The organism is Tsuneonella amylolytica (assembly GCF_003626915.1).
GTDB classification, from domain to species: Bacteria; Pseudomonadota; Alphaproteobacteria; order Sphingomonadales; family Sphingomonadaceae; genus Tsuneonella; species Tsuneonella amylolytica.
The window spans coordinates 2460077-2476728 of sequence record NZ_CP032570.1; the positions used below are offsets into that span (position 1 = coordinate 2460077).

At 67.3% G+C, this 16652-nt stretch carries 12 protein-coding genes; 9 read left to right on the forward strand and 3 right to left on the reverse strand.

Going from position 1 to position 16652, the window contains the following annotated elements; translation table 11 throughout:
• Positions 1–98: 98 nt before the first annotated feature.
• From otsB to D4766_RS12060, 3 genes are read left to right on the forward strand one after another with little or no spacing between them, the layout of a single operon-like run.
• Positions 99–842 carry a trehalose-phosphatase gene (gene otsB, locus D4766_RS12050; RefSeq protein ID WP_162935761.1) on the forward strand — a complete coding sequence of 248 codons (744 nt, stop codon included), beginning with the start codon at positions 99–101 and terminating at the stop codon, positions 840–842.
• The gene (locus D4766_RS12055) at positions 842–2641 is read left to right on the forward strand and encodes a glycoside hydrolase family 15 protein (protein WP_120718215.1); all 1800 of its coding nucleotides are present in this window, start codon (positions 842–844) and stop codon (positions 2639–2641) included. Before otsB ends, D4766_RS12055 begins: the two co-directional genes overlap by 1 nt.
• Before the next feature lie 7 nt (positions 2642–2648).
• The gene (locus D4766_RS12060; protein ID WP_120717671.1) at positions 2649–4040 is read left to right on the forward strand and encodes an alpha,alpha-trehalose-phosphate synthase (UDP-forming); all 1392 of its coding nucleotides are present in this window, start codon (positions 2649–2651) and stop codon (positions 4038–4040) included.
• 30 nt (positions 4041–4070) lie between these two features.
• On the opposite strand, the gene typA is transcribed toward D4766_RS12060, so the two are convergent.
• Positions 4071–5912, reverse strand: a complete 1842-nt coding sequence (gene typA / locus D4766_RS12065; RefSeq protein ID WP_120717672.1) for a translational GTPase TypA — start codon at positions 5910–5912, stop codon at positions 4071–4073.
• 256 nt (positions 5913–6168) lie between these two features.
• Here typA and D4766_RS12070 point away from each other — a divergent pair, with 256 nt between their 5' ends.
• Complete coding sequence (locus D4766_RS12070; protein ID WP_120717673.1) at positions 6169–8859, forward strand: TonB-dependent receptor; 2691 nt, start codon at positions 6169–6171, stop codon at positions 8857–8859.
• A 129-nt stretch (positions 8860–8988) separates the two neighbouring features.
• Entirely contained in the window at positions 8989–9855 is an 867-nt protein-coding gene (locus tag D4766_RS12075) for a glycerophosphoryl diester phosphodiesterase membrane domain-containing protein (protein WP_162935762.1), read from the forward strand.
• Position 9856: 1 nt separating this feature from the next.
• On the opposite strand, the gene D4766_RS12080 is transcribed toward D4766_RS12075, so the two are convergent.
• Both D4766_RS12080 and D4766_RS12085 read right to left on the reverse strand, forming a co-directional pair.
• Positions 9857–12376: an ABC transporter permease gene (locus D4766_RS12080; RefSeq protein ID WP_120717675.1), complete on the reverse strand. Its 2520-nt coding sequence runs from the start codon at positions 12374–12376 to the stop codon at positions 9857–9859.
• Positions 12377–12386: 10 nt separating this feature from the next.
• Positions 12387–13100 carry an ABC transporter ATP-binding protein gene (locus tag D4766_RS12085; RefSeq protein WP_120717676.1) on the reverse strand — a complete coding sequence of 238 codons (714 nt, stop codon included), beginning with the start codon at positions 13098–13100 and terminating at the stop codon, positions 12387–12389.
• A 49-nt stretch (positions 13101–13149) separates the two neighbouring features.
• Between D4766_RS12085 and D4766_RS12090 the strand changes: the two genes are divergently transcribed.
• Genes D4766_RS12090 through D4766_RS12105 form a run of 4 tightly spaced genes read left to right on the forward strand, consistent with a single transcriptional unit; the run spans position 13150 to position 16651 of the window.
• The gene (locus D4766_RS12090; protein ID WP_120717677.1) at positions 13150–13878 is read left to right on the forward strand and encodes an arylesterase; all 729 of its coding nucleotides are present in this window, start codon (positions 13150–13152) and stop codon (positions 13876–13878) included.
• A complete protein-coding gene (gene recO / locus D4766_RS12095; protein ID WP_120717678.1) occupies positions 13879–14481 on the forward strand; it encodes a DNA repair protein RecO in 603 nt (200 codons plus the stop codon). It abuts the gene before it with no gap.
• Positions 14478–15536, forward strand: a complete 1059-nt coding sequence (gene leuB / locus D4766_RS12100) for a 3-isopropylmalate dehydrogenase (RefSeq protein ID WP_120717679.1) — start codon at positions 14478–14480, stop codon at positions 15534–15536. Before recO ends, leuB begins: the two co-directional genes overlap by 4 nt.
• Positions 15533–16651 carry a glycosyltransferase gene (locus D4766_RS12105; protein ID WP_120717680.1) on the forward strand — a complete coding sequence of 373 codons (1119 nt, stop codon included), beginning with the start codon at positions 15533–15535 and terminating at the stop codon, positions 16649–16651. Before leuB ends, D4766_RS12105 begins: the two co-directional genes overlap by 4 nt.
• Position 16652 lies beyond the last annotated feature (1 nt).

Sequence of the window (16652 nt, forward strand, 5' to 3'; positions counted from 1 at the left end):
GGGGTGGCGCGCGGTCGTCTCGAGCGTTTTTCCGGTTGCCATCGCGTGCGTCCGGGAGCGCGGTTGACCCCGCCCGCCCGATCCCTATGCACCTCCCCATGACCGATCCGGCCGAGCTTTCCCCGCCGCCGCCGCTCGCAGACCTCGCAGCCCGCGGCCCTGTGGCACTATTCGTCGATTTCGACGGTACCCTGATCGACATCGCGCCAACGCCGCAGGGCATTGCCGTTCCCGAGACCCTGGCTAAAGATATCGCTCGGCTATCGGACCGCCTCGGCGGCAGGCTGGCGATAGTCAGCGGCAGGTCGATCGACGATCTCGAACGCCACCTGGGACCGATGGCGGTGGCCTGCGCCGGATCGCATGGCGCGTCACGGCGGTTGGCCGACGGAACTATGCTCGGGGCTGAAGCCGATGAATTTCCCCTGGTGGTCGCCGATGAAGTCGCTGCTTTCGCCGCCGCCAACGGGGTCGACTACGAGCGCAAGATCCATGGGGCCGCGCTCCATTCGCGCCTGATGCCTTCGATGGAGGTGCGCTGCGCGATTTTCCTCGACGAACTGGCGGAACGCCATTCGCTCGACGTGAAACGGGGCAAGATGGTGGCAGAGCTCGTCCGCCCGGGAGCCGACAAGGGTTCGGCTGTACGGGCCTTTGCCGCCGTCGCGCCGTTCGCCGGGGCACAGAGCGTATTCATCGGGGACGATGTCACTGACGAAGACGGGTTTGCCGCGTGCGAGGCCATCGGGGGCTTCGGCATCGCGGTCGGCAGCCGAGATACGGCGAATGCACGTTACGCCCTTGCCGATCCCGACGCGGTCTACCAATGGCTGGGCCTGTGATGGATACGCATTCAAGTCTCGAACTCTGGCCCGTCGGCAACTGTCAGGTCTCCGGTCTGATCGACGATCGAGCCGGTCTTGTGTGGGGTTGCATTCCGCGGGTCGATGGAGACCCGGTGTTCTGCGCGCTGCTTGGCGGCGAGAGGCAGGACCAAGGGGTGTGGCGGTTCGAACTCGACGGGCAGGTTTCCGCGACGCAATCTTACGTACGCAACACTCCGATCCTGGTCACGCGGCTGGAAGCGGATGATGGCAGCGCTGTCGAGGTCAGTGATTTTGCTCCCCGGTTCGAACGATCGGGCCGCATGTATCGCCCGGTCGCGTTCGCGCGCATCGTTCGCCCGGTCGCGGGATCGCCCCGGCTGAAGGTCTCGCTGAAGCCGATGCACGGCTACGGGGCGCAAGTCGCAACCACGACGAGCGGCACCAACCACGTCCGTTATCGATGCGGCGATGAGACGATGCGGCTCTCTACGGACGCTCCGGTGGGATATGTGCTGGAAAGCCGGAGCTACCGGGTCGAAAGCGACCAGCATTTTTTTCTTGGTCCCGACGAGCCGTTCGTCGGCAACCTGCGCGCCGAAGTTCGCGCGATGGAAGAGCAAACCCGCAAGTACTGGCAGTTGTGGGCTCGCGGCCTCGCCACGCCGCTCGAATGGCAGGACGAGGTCATCCGCTGCGCGATCACGCTCAAGCTGTGCCAGCACGAGGAAACCGGCGCGATCGTTGCCGCACTCACCACATCGGTACCCGAGGCATCCGGATCGATGCGCAACTGGGATTACCGGTTCTGCTGGATTCGCGACAGCTATTACACCGTGCAGGCCCTCAACCGTCTCGGTGCGCTCGACGTACTGGAAAAATACCTCGCGTATCTGCGCAACATCGTCGACGGGGCGCAGGGCGGACGCATCCAGCCGCTCTATTCCGTCATGGGCGAGAGCGAGCTGGACGAGGGGTTTGCCGAGCATCTCGGTGGCTATCGCGGCATGGGTCCGGTCCGGGTGGGCAATGCTGCCTACATGCAGGTCCAGCACGACTGCTACGGCCAGGTCGTCCTGCCGACGGCGCAGGCCTTCTTCGACCGGCGTCTGCTGCGCATGGCCGACGAGCGCGACTTTGCCAGCCTCGAGCAAGTGGGCGAAATGGCCTGGAAGATGCACGACCAGCCAGACGCTGGCTTGTGGGAATTCCGCACCCGTCAGGAAGTGCACACCTATTCAGCGGTCATGAGCTGGGCGGCGTGCGACAGGCTTGCCAACGTCGCACGGCACCTGGACAAGGACGAACGGGCAGAGTTCTGGTCAGCCCGGGCCGATGCCATCCGCACGAAGATCGACGCCGAAGCGTGGGTCGATGACGGTGAGGACGGCGGTCACTACGGCGCCAGTTTCGAAAGCGACTACCTCGACGCCAGCCTGTTGCAGCTCGCCGAACTGCGCTTCTGCGATCCGAGCGATGCCCGCTTCAAGTCGACATTCGCCCAAGTGGAAAATGCGCTGCGCCGGGGCGAGCACATGCTGCGCTACGCCAAGGAAGACGACTTCGGCACCCCTGAAACGGCGTTCAACATCTGTACTTTCTGGCTGATCGACGCGCTCGCGCGAAGCGAGCGGACCGAGGAAGCGCGCCGGCTGTTCGAAACAATGTTGGGTCATACGACCGCATCGGGCCTTCTGTCGGAAGACATGGATTTCGAAACGGGCGAGCTTTGGGGCAACTTCCCTCAAACTTATTCGCTCGTCGGCGTGATAAACTGCGCTGGGTTATTGTCGAAAAGCTGGAATACGGTTCGATGACCGTATCGTGAGTCGTCTTGTCGTCATCTCCAACCGCGTCGCAGTGCCGAACGCACGCGGAGCGGCGGGCGCTCAGGGAGGGCTGGCGGGCGCGCTCAATGCGGCGCTGAAGGATGCGGGCGGTCTGTGGTTCGGATGGTCTGGGGAGGAGGTCGACGAGCCGTCGACCGACCCGCATGTTGCCACGTACGATGGTGTCGAGATGGCGACGATCGACCTGTCGCCGCAGGATGTCGAAGAATACTATTTCGGCTATGCGAATTCCACGCTGTGGCCGCTGTTCCACTACCGGATCGATCTGACGAAGTTCGAGCGCGAAACCGGACGGGGATACGAACGGGTCAACGAACGCTTCGCTGCCAGCGTGGCACCCCTGTTGCGCGCCGACGACCTCGTCTGGGTTCACGACTACCACCTCGTGCCGCTTGGCGACCGCCTTCGCAGCCGGGGGTGCGGCAATCGGATGGGTTTCTTTCTCCACATCCCCTGGCCGCCGACCCGCTTGCTGGTGTCGCTCCCCTACCATAAACGACTGGTGCGCAGCCTGCTGGCGTACGACGTCGTCGGGTTCCAGTGCGACGATTGGCTCGACAGTTTCCTGCACTACTGCCGTACGGAACTAGGCGCGGAGGTCGACGTGGAAACCGGACGGATCGCGATCGACGGTCGCGAAACCATCGCGCGGGCATACCCCATCGGGATCGACTTCGACCATTTCACTGCCGAGGGTCGGACTGGCGAAGCGCGCCAGATGGAACAGCGGGTGATATCGAGCACGCGGCGCCGGACGGCGATGATCGGCGTGGACAGGCTCGATTATTCGAAAGGCCTTCCCGAACGGCTAGACGGGATCGGCCGCTTCTTCGATCGCTATCCCGAACGTGTGCAGGATCTCGTCTTCATCCAGATCGCGCCCCCCAGCCGGATCGACATCGAAAGCTATCAGCACATCCGCGCGGAGCTGGAACGGAAGACCGGACAGATCAACGGCGCGCGAAGCCGCGTCGATCTCGTCCCTATTCGCTACGTCAACCAGGGCCACACAATGGCCGAACTGTACGGTGCCTATCGCGCCAGCAAGATCGGCCTCGTGACACCGCTGCGCGACGGGATGAATCTTGTCGCGAAGGAATACGTCGCTGCGCAGGATGCGGACGATCCGGGCGTGCTGATCTTGAGCCGGTTCGCCGGTGCGGCCCAGCAGCTCGGCATTTCGACGACCGGCGCGCTGCTCGTAAACCCGCACAGCGCCGACGAGATCGCCGATGCCATTCGCGATGCGCTTGCGATGCCCCTCGATGAACGCAAGGCGCGCTGGCGGCCGATGTTCGAGTGCGTACGCGACGAGAACGTAAAGGCGTGGACCGCCGACTTTTTGCACGACCTCAAGCGAAACTGACTTCGGGCCGCGCCACTCGCCGGCGGCGTGTCAGCCCGCCTTGCGGCTGGCCTTCTTGCGCTCGTGCGGATCGAGGATCGCCTTGCGGAGGCGGATGCTCTTCGGCGTCACCTCGACCATCTCGTCGTCGTCGATGTACGCGATCGCCTGTTCCAGCGTCATCACGGTCGGCGGGGTCAGGCGGATGGCGTCGTCCTTGCCGGTCGAACGGAAGTTCGTCAGCTGCTTCGACTTCATCGGGTTGACTTCGAGATCGTCAGGCTTGGCGTTTTCGCCGATGATCATGCCTTCGTAGATCTTCGCCTGCGGACCCAGGAACAGGATGCCGCGTTCTTCGAGGCTGTTGAGCGCGTAGCCCACCGCCTCGCCGGTGCCGTTGGAGATCAGGACGCCGTTCTGCCGGCCCTCGATCGGGCCCTTGTAGACGTCGTACTTCTCGAACAGGCGGTTCATGATGCCGGTGCCGCGGGTGTCCGACAGGAATTCGCCGTGGTAGCCGATCAGGCCGCGGCTGGGCGCCGAAAAGCTGATGCGGGTCTTGCCGCCGCCCGACGGGCGCATCTCCGTGAGCTCGGCCTTGCGGCGCTGCATCTTCTCGACGACCGTGCCCGAGTGCTCGTCGTCGACGTCGATCACGACGGTCTCGTACGGCTCCATGCGTTGCGTGCCATTGGGGCCGTCTTCCTCGCGGAACAGCACGCGCGGGCGGCTGATGCCGAGTTCGAACCCTTCGCGGCGCATCGTCTCGATCAGCACGCCGAGCTGGAGTTCGCCGCGCCCGGCGACCTCGAAGCTGTCCTTGTCGGCCGCCTCGGTCACGCGGATCGCGACGTTGACTTCCGCCTCGCGCATCAACCGGTCGCGGATCATGCGGCTCGTCACCTTGTCGCCCTCGCGGCCCGCGAGCGGAGAGTCGTTGACGGCGAAGCGCATCGACAGCGTCGGCGGGTCGATCGGTTGGGCGGCGATGGGCTCGCTCACCGAAGGATCGGCGATGGTGTTGGCGACGGTCGCCTTTTCGAGGCCCGCCAGCGCGATGATGTCGCCGGCCTCTGCGCTGTCGACCGGCACCCGGTCGAGCCCGCGATAGGCGAGCAGCTTTGTCGCGCGGCCGGTTTCCAGCACGTTGCCGTCCATGTCGAGCGCGCGGATCGGGTCGTTGACCTTGATCGAACCCGACTGGACCCGGCCCGTGAGCACGCGGCCCATGAAGTTGTCGCGATCGAGCAAGGTGGCGAGGAAGGTGAACGGTCCGCTCTTGTCGAGCGAGGGCGGCGGCACGTGTTCGACGATCTTCTCGAACATCGGCGTCAGCGTGCCTTCGCGGCGTGCCGGATCGTCGCTGGCGTAGCCGTTGCGGCCCGAGGCGTAGAGCACCGGGAAGTCGAGCTGCTCGTCGTTCGCGTCGAGGCTCACGAACAGGTCGAACACCTCGTCGAGCACTTCCTGGATGCGTTCGTCCGGGCGGTCGACCTTGTTGACCACGACGATCGGACGCAGGCCCAGCGCGAGCGCCTTGCCGGTCACGAACTTGGTCTGCGGCATCGCGCCTTCGGAACTGTCGACCAGCAGGATCACGCCGTCGACCATGCTGAGGATGCGCTCCACCTCGCCGCCGAAGTCGGCGTGGCCGGGGGTGTCGACGATGTTGATGCGGACATGCTCGTCCGAACCTTCCGGCGCCCACTCGACCGAAGTCGGCTTCGCAAGGATGGTGATCCCGCGTTCCTTTTCCAGGTCGTTCGAATCCATCGCGCGCTCTTCGACGCGCTGGTTGTCGCGGAAGGTGCCGGACTGGCGGAACAGCTGGTCGACGAGCGTGGTCTTGCCGTGGTCGACGTGGGCGATGATCGCCACGTTGCGGAGGTTCATTGCGATGTCTCTTGTGGTCGGCGAGCGAACGGGTGGCCCGCAAATTCGGCGCGCCCCTAGCCGAGCACGCGCGTGAGGGCAACCGTCCGGCGTGTGTCGTTGCAGCCACACTTCGACGGGGGACAGGATGAGACCGACGAGCGTGCTTGTGCCGCGCGGTGAGCCCCATTAGTGACTCGCGTGTCAGCAAGCGGGCGGACGCCGGCGCGAAAAGCGTCGACGGCGCCCGAAGTACGGTAGAGGATTGACGCTTCCCATGATCAAGAATTCCGCACGCGCCGGTTCGGCACGCTATGTCCTGCTCGCCGGTGTCGCCGTGCTGGCGATGCCTTCGCTCGCCCACGCTCAGAATGCCGAGGCGCAGGCCGAAGTGCAGGAACAGGTCGACAGCGATCGCGACAACGTCGACGACGCGCGCGACGCCCAGACCGGCAACGAGATCGTCGTCACCGCGACCAAGCGCGAACAGACGCTGCAGGACGTGCCCGTTGCGGTCAGCGTGACCACCGCCGAAACGATCGAGCGCGCGCAGATCCGCGACATCGCCGACCTCGCCTCGGTCGTGCCCTCGCTGAAGGTCAGCCAGAACCAGAGCCAGTTCGCCACCCGCTATTCGGTCCGCGGCTTCGGCACCGACGGCAACAACCTCGGCCTCGAACCCTCGGTTGCCATGTTCGTCGACGGCGTCTACCGCAGCCGCGCGGTCGCGCAGATCAGCGACCTTCCCGACATCCAGCGTGTCGAGGTCCTGCGCGGTCCGCAGTCGACCCTGTTCGGCAAGAACGCCAGCGCCGGCGTGATTTCGATCGTCACGCGCGAGCCGAGCTTCCGCCTGCGCGGCAACGTCGAGGCGAGCTACGGCAACTACAACGCGGTCGTGGTCAAGGGCTACCTCTCGGGCCCCATCACCGACACGATCGCGGCCAGCATCGCGGCCGGCTACAACCGCCGCGACGGTTACCTGACCAACGCCTTCAACGGCGATGACGTCAACAACCGCAACCGTTACTTCGTGCGCGGCCAGATGCTGTTCGAGCCGAGCGACGCGCTCAAGTTCCGCCTGATCGCCGATTACGACGCGATCGACGAGAAGTGCTGCGGTGTCGTCAACCTGCGCCAGTCGGCGGCGACCAACGCCATCCGCGCGGTCGGCGGCAACGTGAACGATCCGAACCGTCCGTTCGACGACATCATCTTCTCCGACGTCGTCCCCGACAGCAAGGTCCGCAACTACGGCATCTCGGGCCAGCTCGACTACGACTTCGGTGGCATGACGCTGACCTCGATCACCGCCTATCGCCAGACCAAGCTGAACGCCGATCAGGACGTCGACTTCACGAGCGCCCGCTCGGCTTCGGGCGCGAACGTGGGCCAGGCCAAGCTCAAGACCTTTACTCAGGAACTGCGCCTGGCGAGCGACTTCGAGGGGCCGTTCAATTTCCTTCTCGGCGGCTACTACTTCGACGAGAAGGTCGATACCGCTGACCAGATCATCTACGGCGAGGATTTCCGCGAGTACGCGAACATTCTCATCGGCGGGCCGGTCACCTCGCCGCCCAACGACTTCGCGGTCGATGCGCTCGAGGCACAGTTCAGCGCGCTGACGGGCCGGAATCTGATCAACCAGTTCTTCCAGCCGGGGCAGGGGTTCTTCAACCGCATCGAGCAGAAGGACCGCGCCTACTCGATCTTCGGTAACGTCGATTTCGCGTTCACCGATGCGATCACCCTGACGCTGGGCGCGAACTACACCAACGACCGCAAGAGCATCGTCACCAATTCGCAGAGCACCGACGTGTTCTCGGGTCTGGACCTCACGGCGATCCGCAACACGGCGACGTCGTTCGGCATCGCGCAGACGATCGGCGGCATCCTGGGCGTTCCGGGCGGCATCGCCTCGGCCGCGCAGGTGGCCGGGTTCGCCGGCTTGCAGCCTGCCGCGTTCGCGGCGATCCAGGCCGGAGCCGCCGCCGCGACGGCACCGATCCTGGGCCTGCGCCCGCTGCAATTCCTGCCGCCGTTCCAGAACTGCCCGAACGCTGTCGAATCGTGCAGCTTCAAGGATGGCGACTTCAGCTACAGCGCCCGACTGGCGGTCGAACTCAGCAACACGCTGAACGCCTACGCAAGCTACGCCACCGGCTACAAGGCGGCGAGCTTCAACCTGTCGCGCGACAGCCGGCCGACCGCGGCGGATGCCGCTGCCTTGCGTGCGGGCGGTCTTGCCGTGACCAACCTCGCCTCAGGTTCGCGCTTCGCCGAGCCCGAGGATTCGGAAGTCTACGAAATCGGCCTGAAGGGCAACTGGGGCATCGCCGCGGCCAACCTCACCTTCTTCCGGCAGACCATCAAGAACTTCCAGACCAACGTGTTCACCGGCACCGGCTTCATCTTCTCGAACGCCGACAAGCAGCGCACGACCGGTGTGGAATTCGACGGCTACGTCCGCCCGACCGACGCGCTGACGCTGAGCCTGGCGGTGACCTACCTCGATCCCAAGTACGTCAGCTTCGTCAATTCGCCGTTCGGCGATCTGTCGGGCCGCGAAGTGCAGGGCATCGCGCGGCTGTCGTCGGTTGTCGGCGCACAGTACGACCTCGAGATGGGCAATGGAGACAACCTGATCTTCCGCGGCGACTTCAGCTACGCCTCGCCCACGCAGGTAGTCGAAGGCCTGCCCGGCTTCATCACGACGAACGCGAACGGCACGCGCAACTTCGAGACCGGCCGTGCCGCCGCCCGTCCGTTCCAGACCGAGGTCAACGACCTCAACGCGTCGATCACCTATGCCTTCGACATGGGCCTGGAACTGAGCGTGTGGGGCCGCAACCTGCTCGACGACCGGAACATCACGACGATCTTCGATTCGGTCGCGCAGGCCGGCTCGATCTCGGGCTACACCAACCAGCCGCGCACCTACGGCGTCAGCGGCCGCTTCCGCTTCTGATCGCTGCGCTTCAACGGCAACGAAGGAGGGCCCCGATCGCGGGGCCCTTTTTTGTTGCGCGGTGACCGGCGTTGTGGTCGTCTTCGTCGCGGGGTGCCGGAGGGGCGGCACACGAACGGGGGGTCGATCATGCGTCTGGGCGTATCGCAAATCATGTCGGAAACGTTCGCCATCGCGCGGCGGCGTTTCTGGAGCTTGCTGGGCATGCAACTCACGTGGTTCGCGATCCTGATCGGGCTCATGATCGTATCGATGATCGCCATCGGGGGCGGGGCGGTGGCCTTCGGAAGTCTCCTGTCCGATGCCGAGATTGTCGGCCCCGGGGCGGGCATCGGGTTCCTGTTCGGAATGCTGGTCCTTTACGCCGGCTACCTCCTGATAGCCTGCGCGCAGTATGCAGCGATGTGCACGCTGGCTTCGCCGTTGCGACGTGGCGGTTTCGGCGATGCATTTTCCAGCGGCATACGGTCGGCCCCGACGTTGCTCGTGGTCTTCATCGTGATGATCGTCGGCTACTTCGTCGTGGCCTTCGCCCTTTCGGCGGTTGGAGCGCTCTTCGCGGCGCAGAATTCGGCGCTGTCGCTCGTATTCGGCCTGCTGGTTCTCGCCGTCTTGATCTGGCTCGGTTCGCGCCTCGGCATCGTCCTGCCGATCGTGCCGGTGGACGGGGTGCGCAATCCGATTCGCGCGATCGGCCGGGCCTGGTCGCTCACCCGCGGTAATGCCGTGCCGATCTTCCTCGCGTTCCTGGTGTTCGTGGTCGTCGCCGTGGTCCTGATCGCCCTTGCGACGGTGCCTTTCATGGGGACGCTCGCCGCGCTCGGGCTGGACGGCAGCGGCATGCCTTCGGACGCTGCTGTCGGCGGCGGGGTGGTCGCGATGTTTCTTCTGCTGATGCTGGCGGGCGTGGTGATCGCAATCCTCTATGCCGCGCTGCTCTCGGCGATCCACGGGCTGCTCGCCGGCGGGACGCAGGCGGCCGAGGTCTTCGAGTGAGCTAGAGCGCGCGGAGCGCCTGCGCCGGTTTCGCCCGCAACAGCGGCAGCGCACCGGCGACGGCGAAGGCGACCACCAGCGCCAGACCGGCGCCGAGCACCGCGGCGACCCAACCCCAGGCGGGCAGCCATTCGAACTCGAACAGCTGCGTGACCACGTACCACGCCGCCCCGAGCCCGATCGCCAGCGCCACGCCGGCGAGTATCAGCGCCAGCGCGCCGTATTCGGCCAGTGCCAGCAGCATGACCTGCCGCCGGCTCGCGCCCAGCACGCGCAGGACGACCGTGTCGTAGGTCCGCTGCGCACGCGCCGCCGCGATCGCGCCCAGCAGTACCGCGAGCCCGGCCAGCACCGCGACCGAGGCCGCCGCCAGCGTGGCCAACCCGACTTGGGAAAGCAGGTCGCGCGCCTGCCGCAGGACCGGACCGGTCTCAATCACGCTGGAGGAAGGAAAGGCGCGGACGAGATCGCGCAAGAGCGTGCCTTTCACGGCCCCGCCTGCACCGTCGGGCAGCTGGATCGTCGCTGCCATGTTGTGCGGCGCGTCGCGCAGTGTGTTGGGGCTGAACACGAGGACGTAGTTGAAGCCCATCGTCTGCCAGTCGATCCGCCGCAGGGACGCGACCTTCGCTTGCCGCTCCACCCCGAGCACACCGATGGTGAGGTAGTCTCCGACCTTCAGCCCGACCGCGTCGGCGAATTCCTCGTCCACCGACACCAGCGGCTCGCCGTCGTAGAACGGACCCCACCATTCCCCCTCGATCACGGTATTGCCCGGGGGAACGTCGTCGGCATACGTCAGGCCGCGCTCGCCGCGCAGCGCCCACGCCCCTTCGGGCAGGTCGTCGCCCAGATCGGCGACGCGGGTCATGGCGTCTTTCGGTCCGTAGGCGAGGATCGCGCCGCGCAGCGCGGGCACCGCACGCAGGCCTGCGCCGGGGGCACCCTGCTGCACGATCGTGTCGAACTCGCGCAGGCGATCCTTTGGCAGGTCGAGCACGAAATAGTCGGGCGCCTGCGCCGGCACGCGCTTGGCAATCGTGCCGTCGATGCTGGTCTGCACCGCGGCCAGGAGGACGAACGCGCTGAGGCCGAAGCCGAGCGCCGTCACCAGCGTGCCGGTCGCCGCGCCGGGGCGGTGGAGATTGGCGAGTGCCGCGCGCCACAGCGGGTCGCGCGGGCGGGGGAGGCGGGCCGCCCCGCGGCGGATCGCCCAGCCGATCCCCGCGAGAAGGGCGAGCGCGCCCGCTGCCCCGGCCAGGAAACCGGCGGTGAGCATCGGCTGCCGCGCGGTCCCGAGCGCCAGTGCGACGATCGCGGCAAGGCCGCCGAGCACGGGGACCAGCGCCGCGCGGTCGCGGGCAAGCGGGCTCACCCGCTGGCGCATCAGCGCCATCGCTGGGAAACTGCGCGCCCGTACGAGCGGCGGCGCGGCGAAGACGAGGGCGACGAGCAAGCCGTAGGCCAGGGCGGTGAGCAGCGCGACCGGCGCGAAGACGATCCCGGTGCCCACCGGCAGCAACCCCTCCAGAGCCTTTGCCAAGAGAGGTGTTATGGCGACACCCGTCGCGATGCCGGCGAAGCTGCCGACCAATGCCGCTGCGCCGATCTCCATTGCATAAATGCGCGCGATGTCGCGGCTCGTGGCGCCCAGCACCTTGAGGGTGGCAATACCCTGTCGCCGGGCATCGAGATACGAGGATACGCCGCCGCCGATGCCGATGCCGGCGATCACCAGCGCGGCGAGGCCCACGAGCGTCAGGAATTCGCCCATCCGCCCGACGAAGCGGTCGGCGCCGGGGGCCCCGCGGTCGCGGGTGCGGATTTCGAACCCGGCGTCGGGAAAGCGGGCCTTGAGCGCGTCCTCGGCGACCTGCGCATCGCGCGTGCCGGAAAACGCGACGTTGGTCTTGGTCCGGTACATCGCCCCCGGCGCGGTGAGGCCGGAGGCGGCGGGCACGTCGGCTCGGACGATCACCGTCGGGCCGAGCTGGAATCCTTCGCCGAGCCGGTCCGGCTCCGTCTCGAGTATGCCGCCGACGGTGAGATCGCCGGTCCCGATCGAGAACCGGTCGCCGGGTTTCACGCCCAGGCGGTCGGCCGCCCCTCGCGCCAGCCACGCCTGCCCCGGCGGCGGTGCGCCGATCCGTTTGCCGTTCGCGAGCGTGGCCGTGCCGAAGAGCGGCCAGCGATCGTCCACCGCCTTCAGTTCGACGGGGGCGGCGGCTTCGCTGGTCGAGGCCATGGCCTGCATGCGCGTGCCCTGGCTGACGGTGCCGAGGTCCCGCAGCGCGGCGACCTCCTCGGGCACGAGCGGGCGTTGCCAGACCGCCACCTGCAGATCGCCTCCGAGAAACTCGCGGCCGCGGTCGGTCAGTTGCCGTTCGATGGTCCCGGTCAGCGTGCCGATCGCGGCGAGCGCGCCCGTTCCCAGGAACAGGCAGACGAGCAGCAGGCGAAGGCCGCGAAAACGAGCCGACAGGTCGCGGCGCGCGATCCGCCAGGCGGCAGTCCAGGTCATCGGCGCGGGCTCACTTCGCGACGTCGCTCGCGATGCGGCCGTCGGCAAGGGTGATCACCCGGTCGCAACGCTCGGCGAGTTCGGGATCGTGGGTGATGACCAGCAGGGTTGCGCCGGTTTCCGCGCGGCGGGCGAGCAGCAGGTCGACGATCGTGTGCCCGGTCGCGCCATCGAGGTTGCCGGTCGGCTCGTCGGCAAAGATGAGGGCAGGGCGCGGCGCGGTGGCGCGGGCGATCGCGACCCGCTGCTGCTCGCCGCCCGAAAGCTGGGCGGGATAGTGGTCGAGCCTGTGGCCGAGCCCGACCGCTTCCAGTTCGGCGCGGGCGCGCTCGCGGGCGTCCGCCATCCCGGCCAGTTCCATCGGCGTGGCGACGTTCTCGACCGCGGTCATCGTGGGCAGGAGATGGAAGGCCTGGAGCACGATGCCGATCCGGCCCCGCCGGGCGTGCGCGAGACCGTCCTCGTCCATGCCGGTGAAATCCGCACCCCCGACCTCCAGCGAACCGCCGCTCGCGCGTTCGAGGCCGGTCAGCACCGCCATCAGGCTCGACTTGCCCGATCCCGACGGACCCAGCAGGGCGACGACCTCGCCCGCCGCGACATCGAGGTCGATACCCTTGAGGATCTCGACCGGCGCCGCGGCGCTGCCGAGCGTGAGGGTGAGATCGCTAGCCGAAATCGCCGCGCGGGGACTTGTGGTGGGTTCGGGGGTTGTCACTGGCATGCGATGGCATAGCTGGGGCTTTATGGCGAGAATGCGAAGGGATTTGTCGATGCGAATGGGCCGTTTGCCGATGGTAGTGGCGACGTTGATGGCCGGTGGCCTTGTCTCGGGGTGTAAACAGGACGCTCCGGCGGAGCCCGTGACGACGATATCCACCGAGCCGTCGGCCCCTGTGGCAAAGCCCTCTGCCAGCGAGACGGCAGGGGAGGAGCTCACCGTCCTTGCCTTCGGCGATTCGCTTTTTGCCGGATACGGTCTCTCCGATCCCGGCAGGCTCAGCTACCCGGCGAAGCTCGAGGCGGCGCTGGATGCGAAGGGTCGCAACGTGCGCATGGTGAACGCCGGCGTATCGGGAGACACCACGGCGGCCGGGCGCCAGCGGCTCGCCTTCACGCTCGACAGCCAGAAGACAAAGCCCGACCTGGCGATCCTGGAACTCGGCGGCAACGATCTGTTGCGCGGCCTGCCGCCCGAACAAACGCGGGCGAACCTGGCCGCCATGCTCGATACGTTCAGGCAGCGGGGCATCCCCGTGGTCCTGTTCGGACTGGAAGCGCCGCCGAATTACGGGCCGAAGTGGCAGGAACAGTTCGATGCGGTCTACGGCTCGCTCGCGCGCGAATACGACGTGCCGCTGGTGCCGTTCGTGACCGAGGCGGTCTTCGCCCGGCCGATCCTGCTGCAGGCCGACCGCGTCCATCCGACCGCCGAGGGGGTGGACCAGCTCGTATCCCTGACGGCGGACCGGATCGCGGCCGCGCTGCCGGATCGCGACTGAGTGCACCTGGCATTCCTCGCGATCGTCGTCGCCGCGCGCCAGCACGGCGAGACGGCGGTGATCGCGCGGATGCTGAGCGAGGACTACGGCCTCGTCGCCGGGTACGTGGCGGGCGGGCGCGGGCGTCAGCTTCGCCCCGTCGTAATCCCCGGCAACCGCGTGGCGGCCGAGCTGAGCGCGAAGAGCGATAGCCAGTTGCCCTTTCTGAAGCTCGAACTCGTCGAAAGCCGCGGACCGTGGCTGGGCGAACCCTTGCCCGCCGCCGCGATCGCATGGGTCACCGCGCTTACCGCGCTCGTACTGCCCGAACGCAACCCGTATCCCCGGCTCTACGCGGCGCTCGGCGCGACGCTCGATGCGATCTGCCACGCCCCGTCGGCAAGGGGGTGGCTGCGCGCGGTGATCGCCTACGAGGCGCTGGTGCTGCGCGAACTCGGTTACGGCGGCGTGGCCCCACCGGCGGAAGCCGAACTTGACGCTCTGTTGCAAATCTTTGCCCGGCAGGCTGCGCCGCTTTCACGCTACCTGCTTGCCGACCGCAAGGCCGATGGTATGGCCGCCCGCGCCATGCTGGGCGAGCGGCTGGAGAAACTGAGGGCATGAAAATCGCGGTGTTTCCCGGCGACGGGATCGGTCCCGAAGTGACGCGCGAAGCGGTGCGCGTGCTGGAGGCGCTCGACCTGCCGGGACTGACGCTGTTCGAAGGCGACGTCGGCGGCGCGGCCTATGCCCGTCACGGCCATCCGCTGCCGCCCGAGACGCTGGCCATGGCGCGCGAGGCCGATGCGGTCCTGTTCGGCGCGGTCGGCGATCCGGCGTGCGACGGGCTGGAGCGGCACTTGCGGCCCGAACAGGCTATCCTGGGCCTTCGGGGCGAACTGGGGCTGTTCGCCAACCTGCGCCCGGCCACATGCCAGCCGGGGCTCGAGAACATGAGCGCGCTGCGCCCCCAAATCGCGCGGAGCATCGACCTCCTCATCGTGCGCGAGCTCAACGGCGACGTCTATTTCGGCGACAAGGCGCTCGAAACCCTGCCCGACGGTCGCCGCCGCGGATGGGACATGATGTCCTACGCCGAGGACGAAGTCCGCCGCATCGCCCATGTCGCGTTCCGCGCGGCGCAGGGCCGCAAGGGCCGCCTGTGCTCGATCGACAAGGCCAACGTCCTCGAAACCAGCCAGCTCTGGCGAGACGTGGTGAGCGAGGTGGCGGGCGAATACCCAAATGTCGCGCTCGACCATATGTACGTCGACAATGCCGCGATGCAGCTCGTGCGCGATCCCGGCAGGTTCGACGTCGTCGTGACCGGTAACCTGTTCGGCGACATCCTGTCCGATCAGGCGAGCATGTGCGTGGGATCGATCGGCCTCCTCGCCAGCGCCTCGCTGGGCGAGCGGGCGACCGGGTACGGGACCTTCGGTCTCTACGAACCGATCCACGGCAGCGCGCCGGACATCGCGGGCGAGGGGCGGGCGAACCCGATGGCGACGATCCTGTCGGCCGCCATGATGCTGCGCCATTCGTTCGGGCGTGAGGCGGAGGCCGCGCGGGTCGAGGCGGCGGTGGCGCGCGCCTTGGCGGACGGGGTGCGCGGCGCCGACCTCGGCGGCAAGGCGGACACGGTGAGCATCGGCGACGCGGTGATCGAACGCCTGTGACCCTGCAACTCGGCATCGTCCTTCCCACCTACAACGAACGCGGCAACCTCGCCCGGTTGATCGCGCGCCTCGACGTGGCTCTCGTCGGTATCGGCTGGGAAGCGATCGTGGTCGACGACAACAGCCCCGACGGCACCGCCGACGAAGCCCGCGGCATCGCCCGCGAGGATCCCCGCATCCGCGTACTCGAGCGGATCGGACGGCGCGGACTTTCGTCGGCCGCGATCGAGGGGATGTGCGCCACCGCCGCGCCGGTGGTGGCGGTGATGGACGCCGATCACCAGCACGATCCCGCGCTGTTGCCCGCAATGCTGGCCGCGATCGAGAGCGGGGAGGCCGACCTCGCCTACGCCTCGCGCTTCGCGGAAGGCGGCTCGGCCGCCGGGCTGTCGAGCCGGCACCGCGAGAAGGGCAGCCGCATCGCCAATCGCATCGCCAACAAGGTCACCGGCATCGAGCTGACCGATCCGATGAGCGGCTATTTCATGCTCCGCAGCGCGACCCTGCGGCAGGACGCGCACCGGCTGTCGGGCGTGGGTTTCAAGATCCTGCTCGACATCCTCGCGACGATCCCCGGCCCGCTGCGGGTGCGCGAATTTCCCCTGCGCTTCGCCGCGCGGGCGGAAGGGGAAAGCAAGCTCGACCGGACGGTCGTGTTCGAATTTCTCGTCGGGCTGTACGACAAGTGGCTGGGCAAGATCATTCCCACGCGGTTCGCGCTGTTTGCGACCATCGGCGGGCTGGGCGTGTTCGTGCACATGGCGGTACTCGCTACCGTTCTCGCCGCGCTCGGCCAGCAGGCGGAATTCGGGCGCTGGATCACCGCGTTCGACGTGGGCCAGACGATCGCTGCGCTCACTGCGATGAGCTTCAACTTCGCGCTCAACAATGCGCTGACCTACGCCGACAAGCGGCTGGTCGGGGCGCGGGCGGTTCTCGCCGGATGGCTCCGATTCGCGCTGACCTGTTCGGTCGGTCTGCTCGCGAACATCGGGGTTGCGGCGCTGCTCGTTCGGATGGGGTTCCACCAGTATCCCGCCGCTCTCATCGGGATCGTGATCGGATCGGTGTGGAACTACGCGCTGTCGAGCCGCTTCGTCTGGGGCCGCTTCTGAC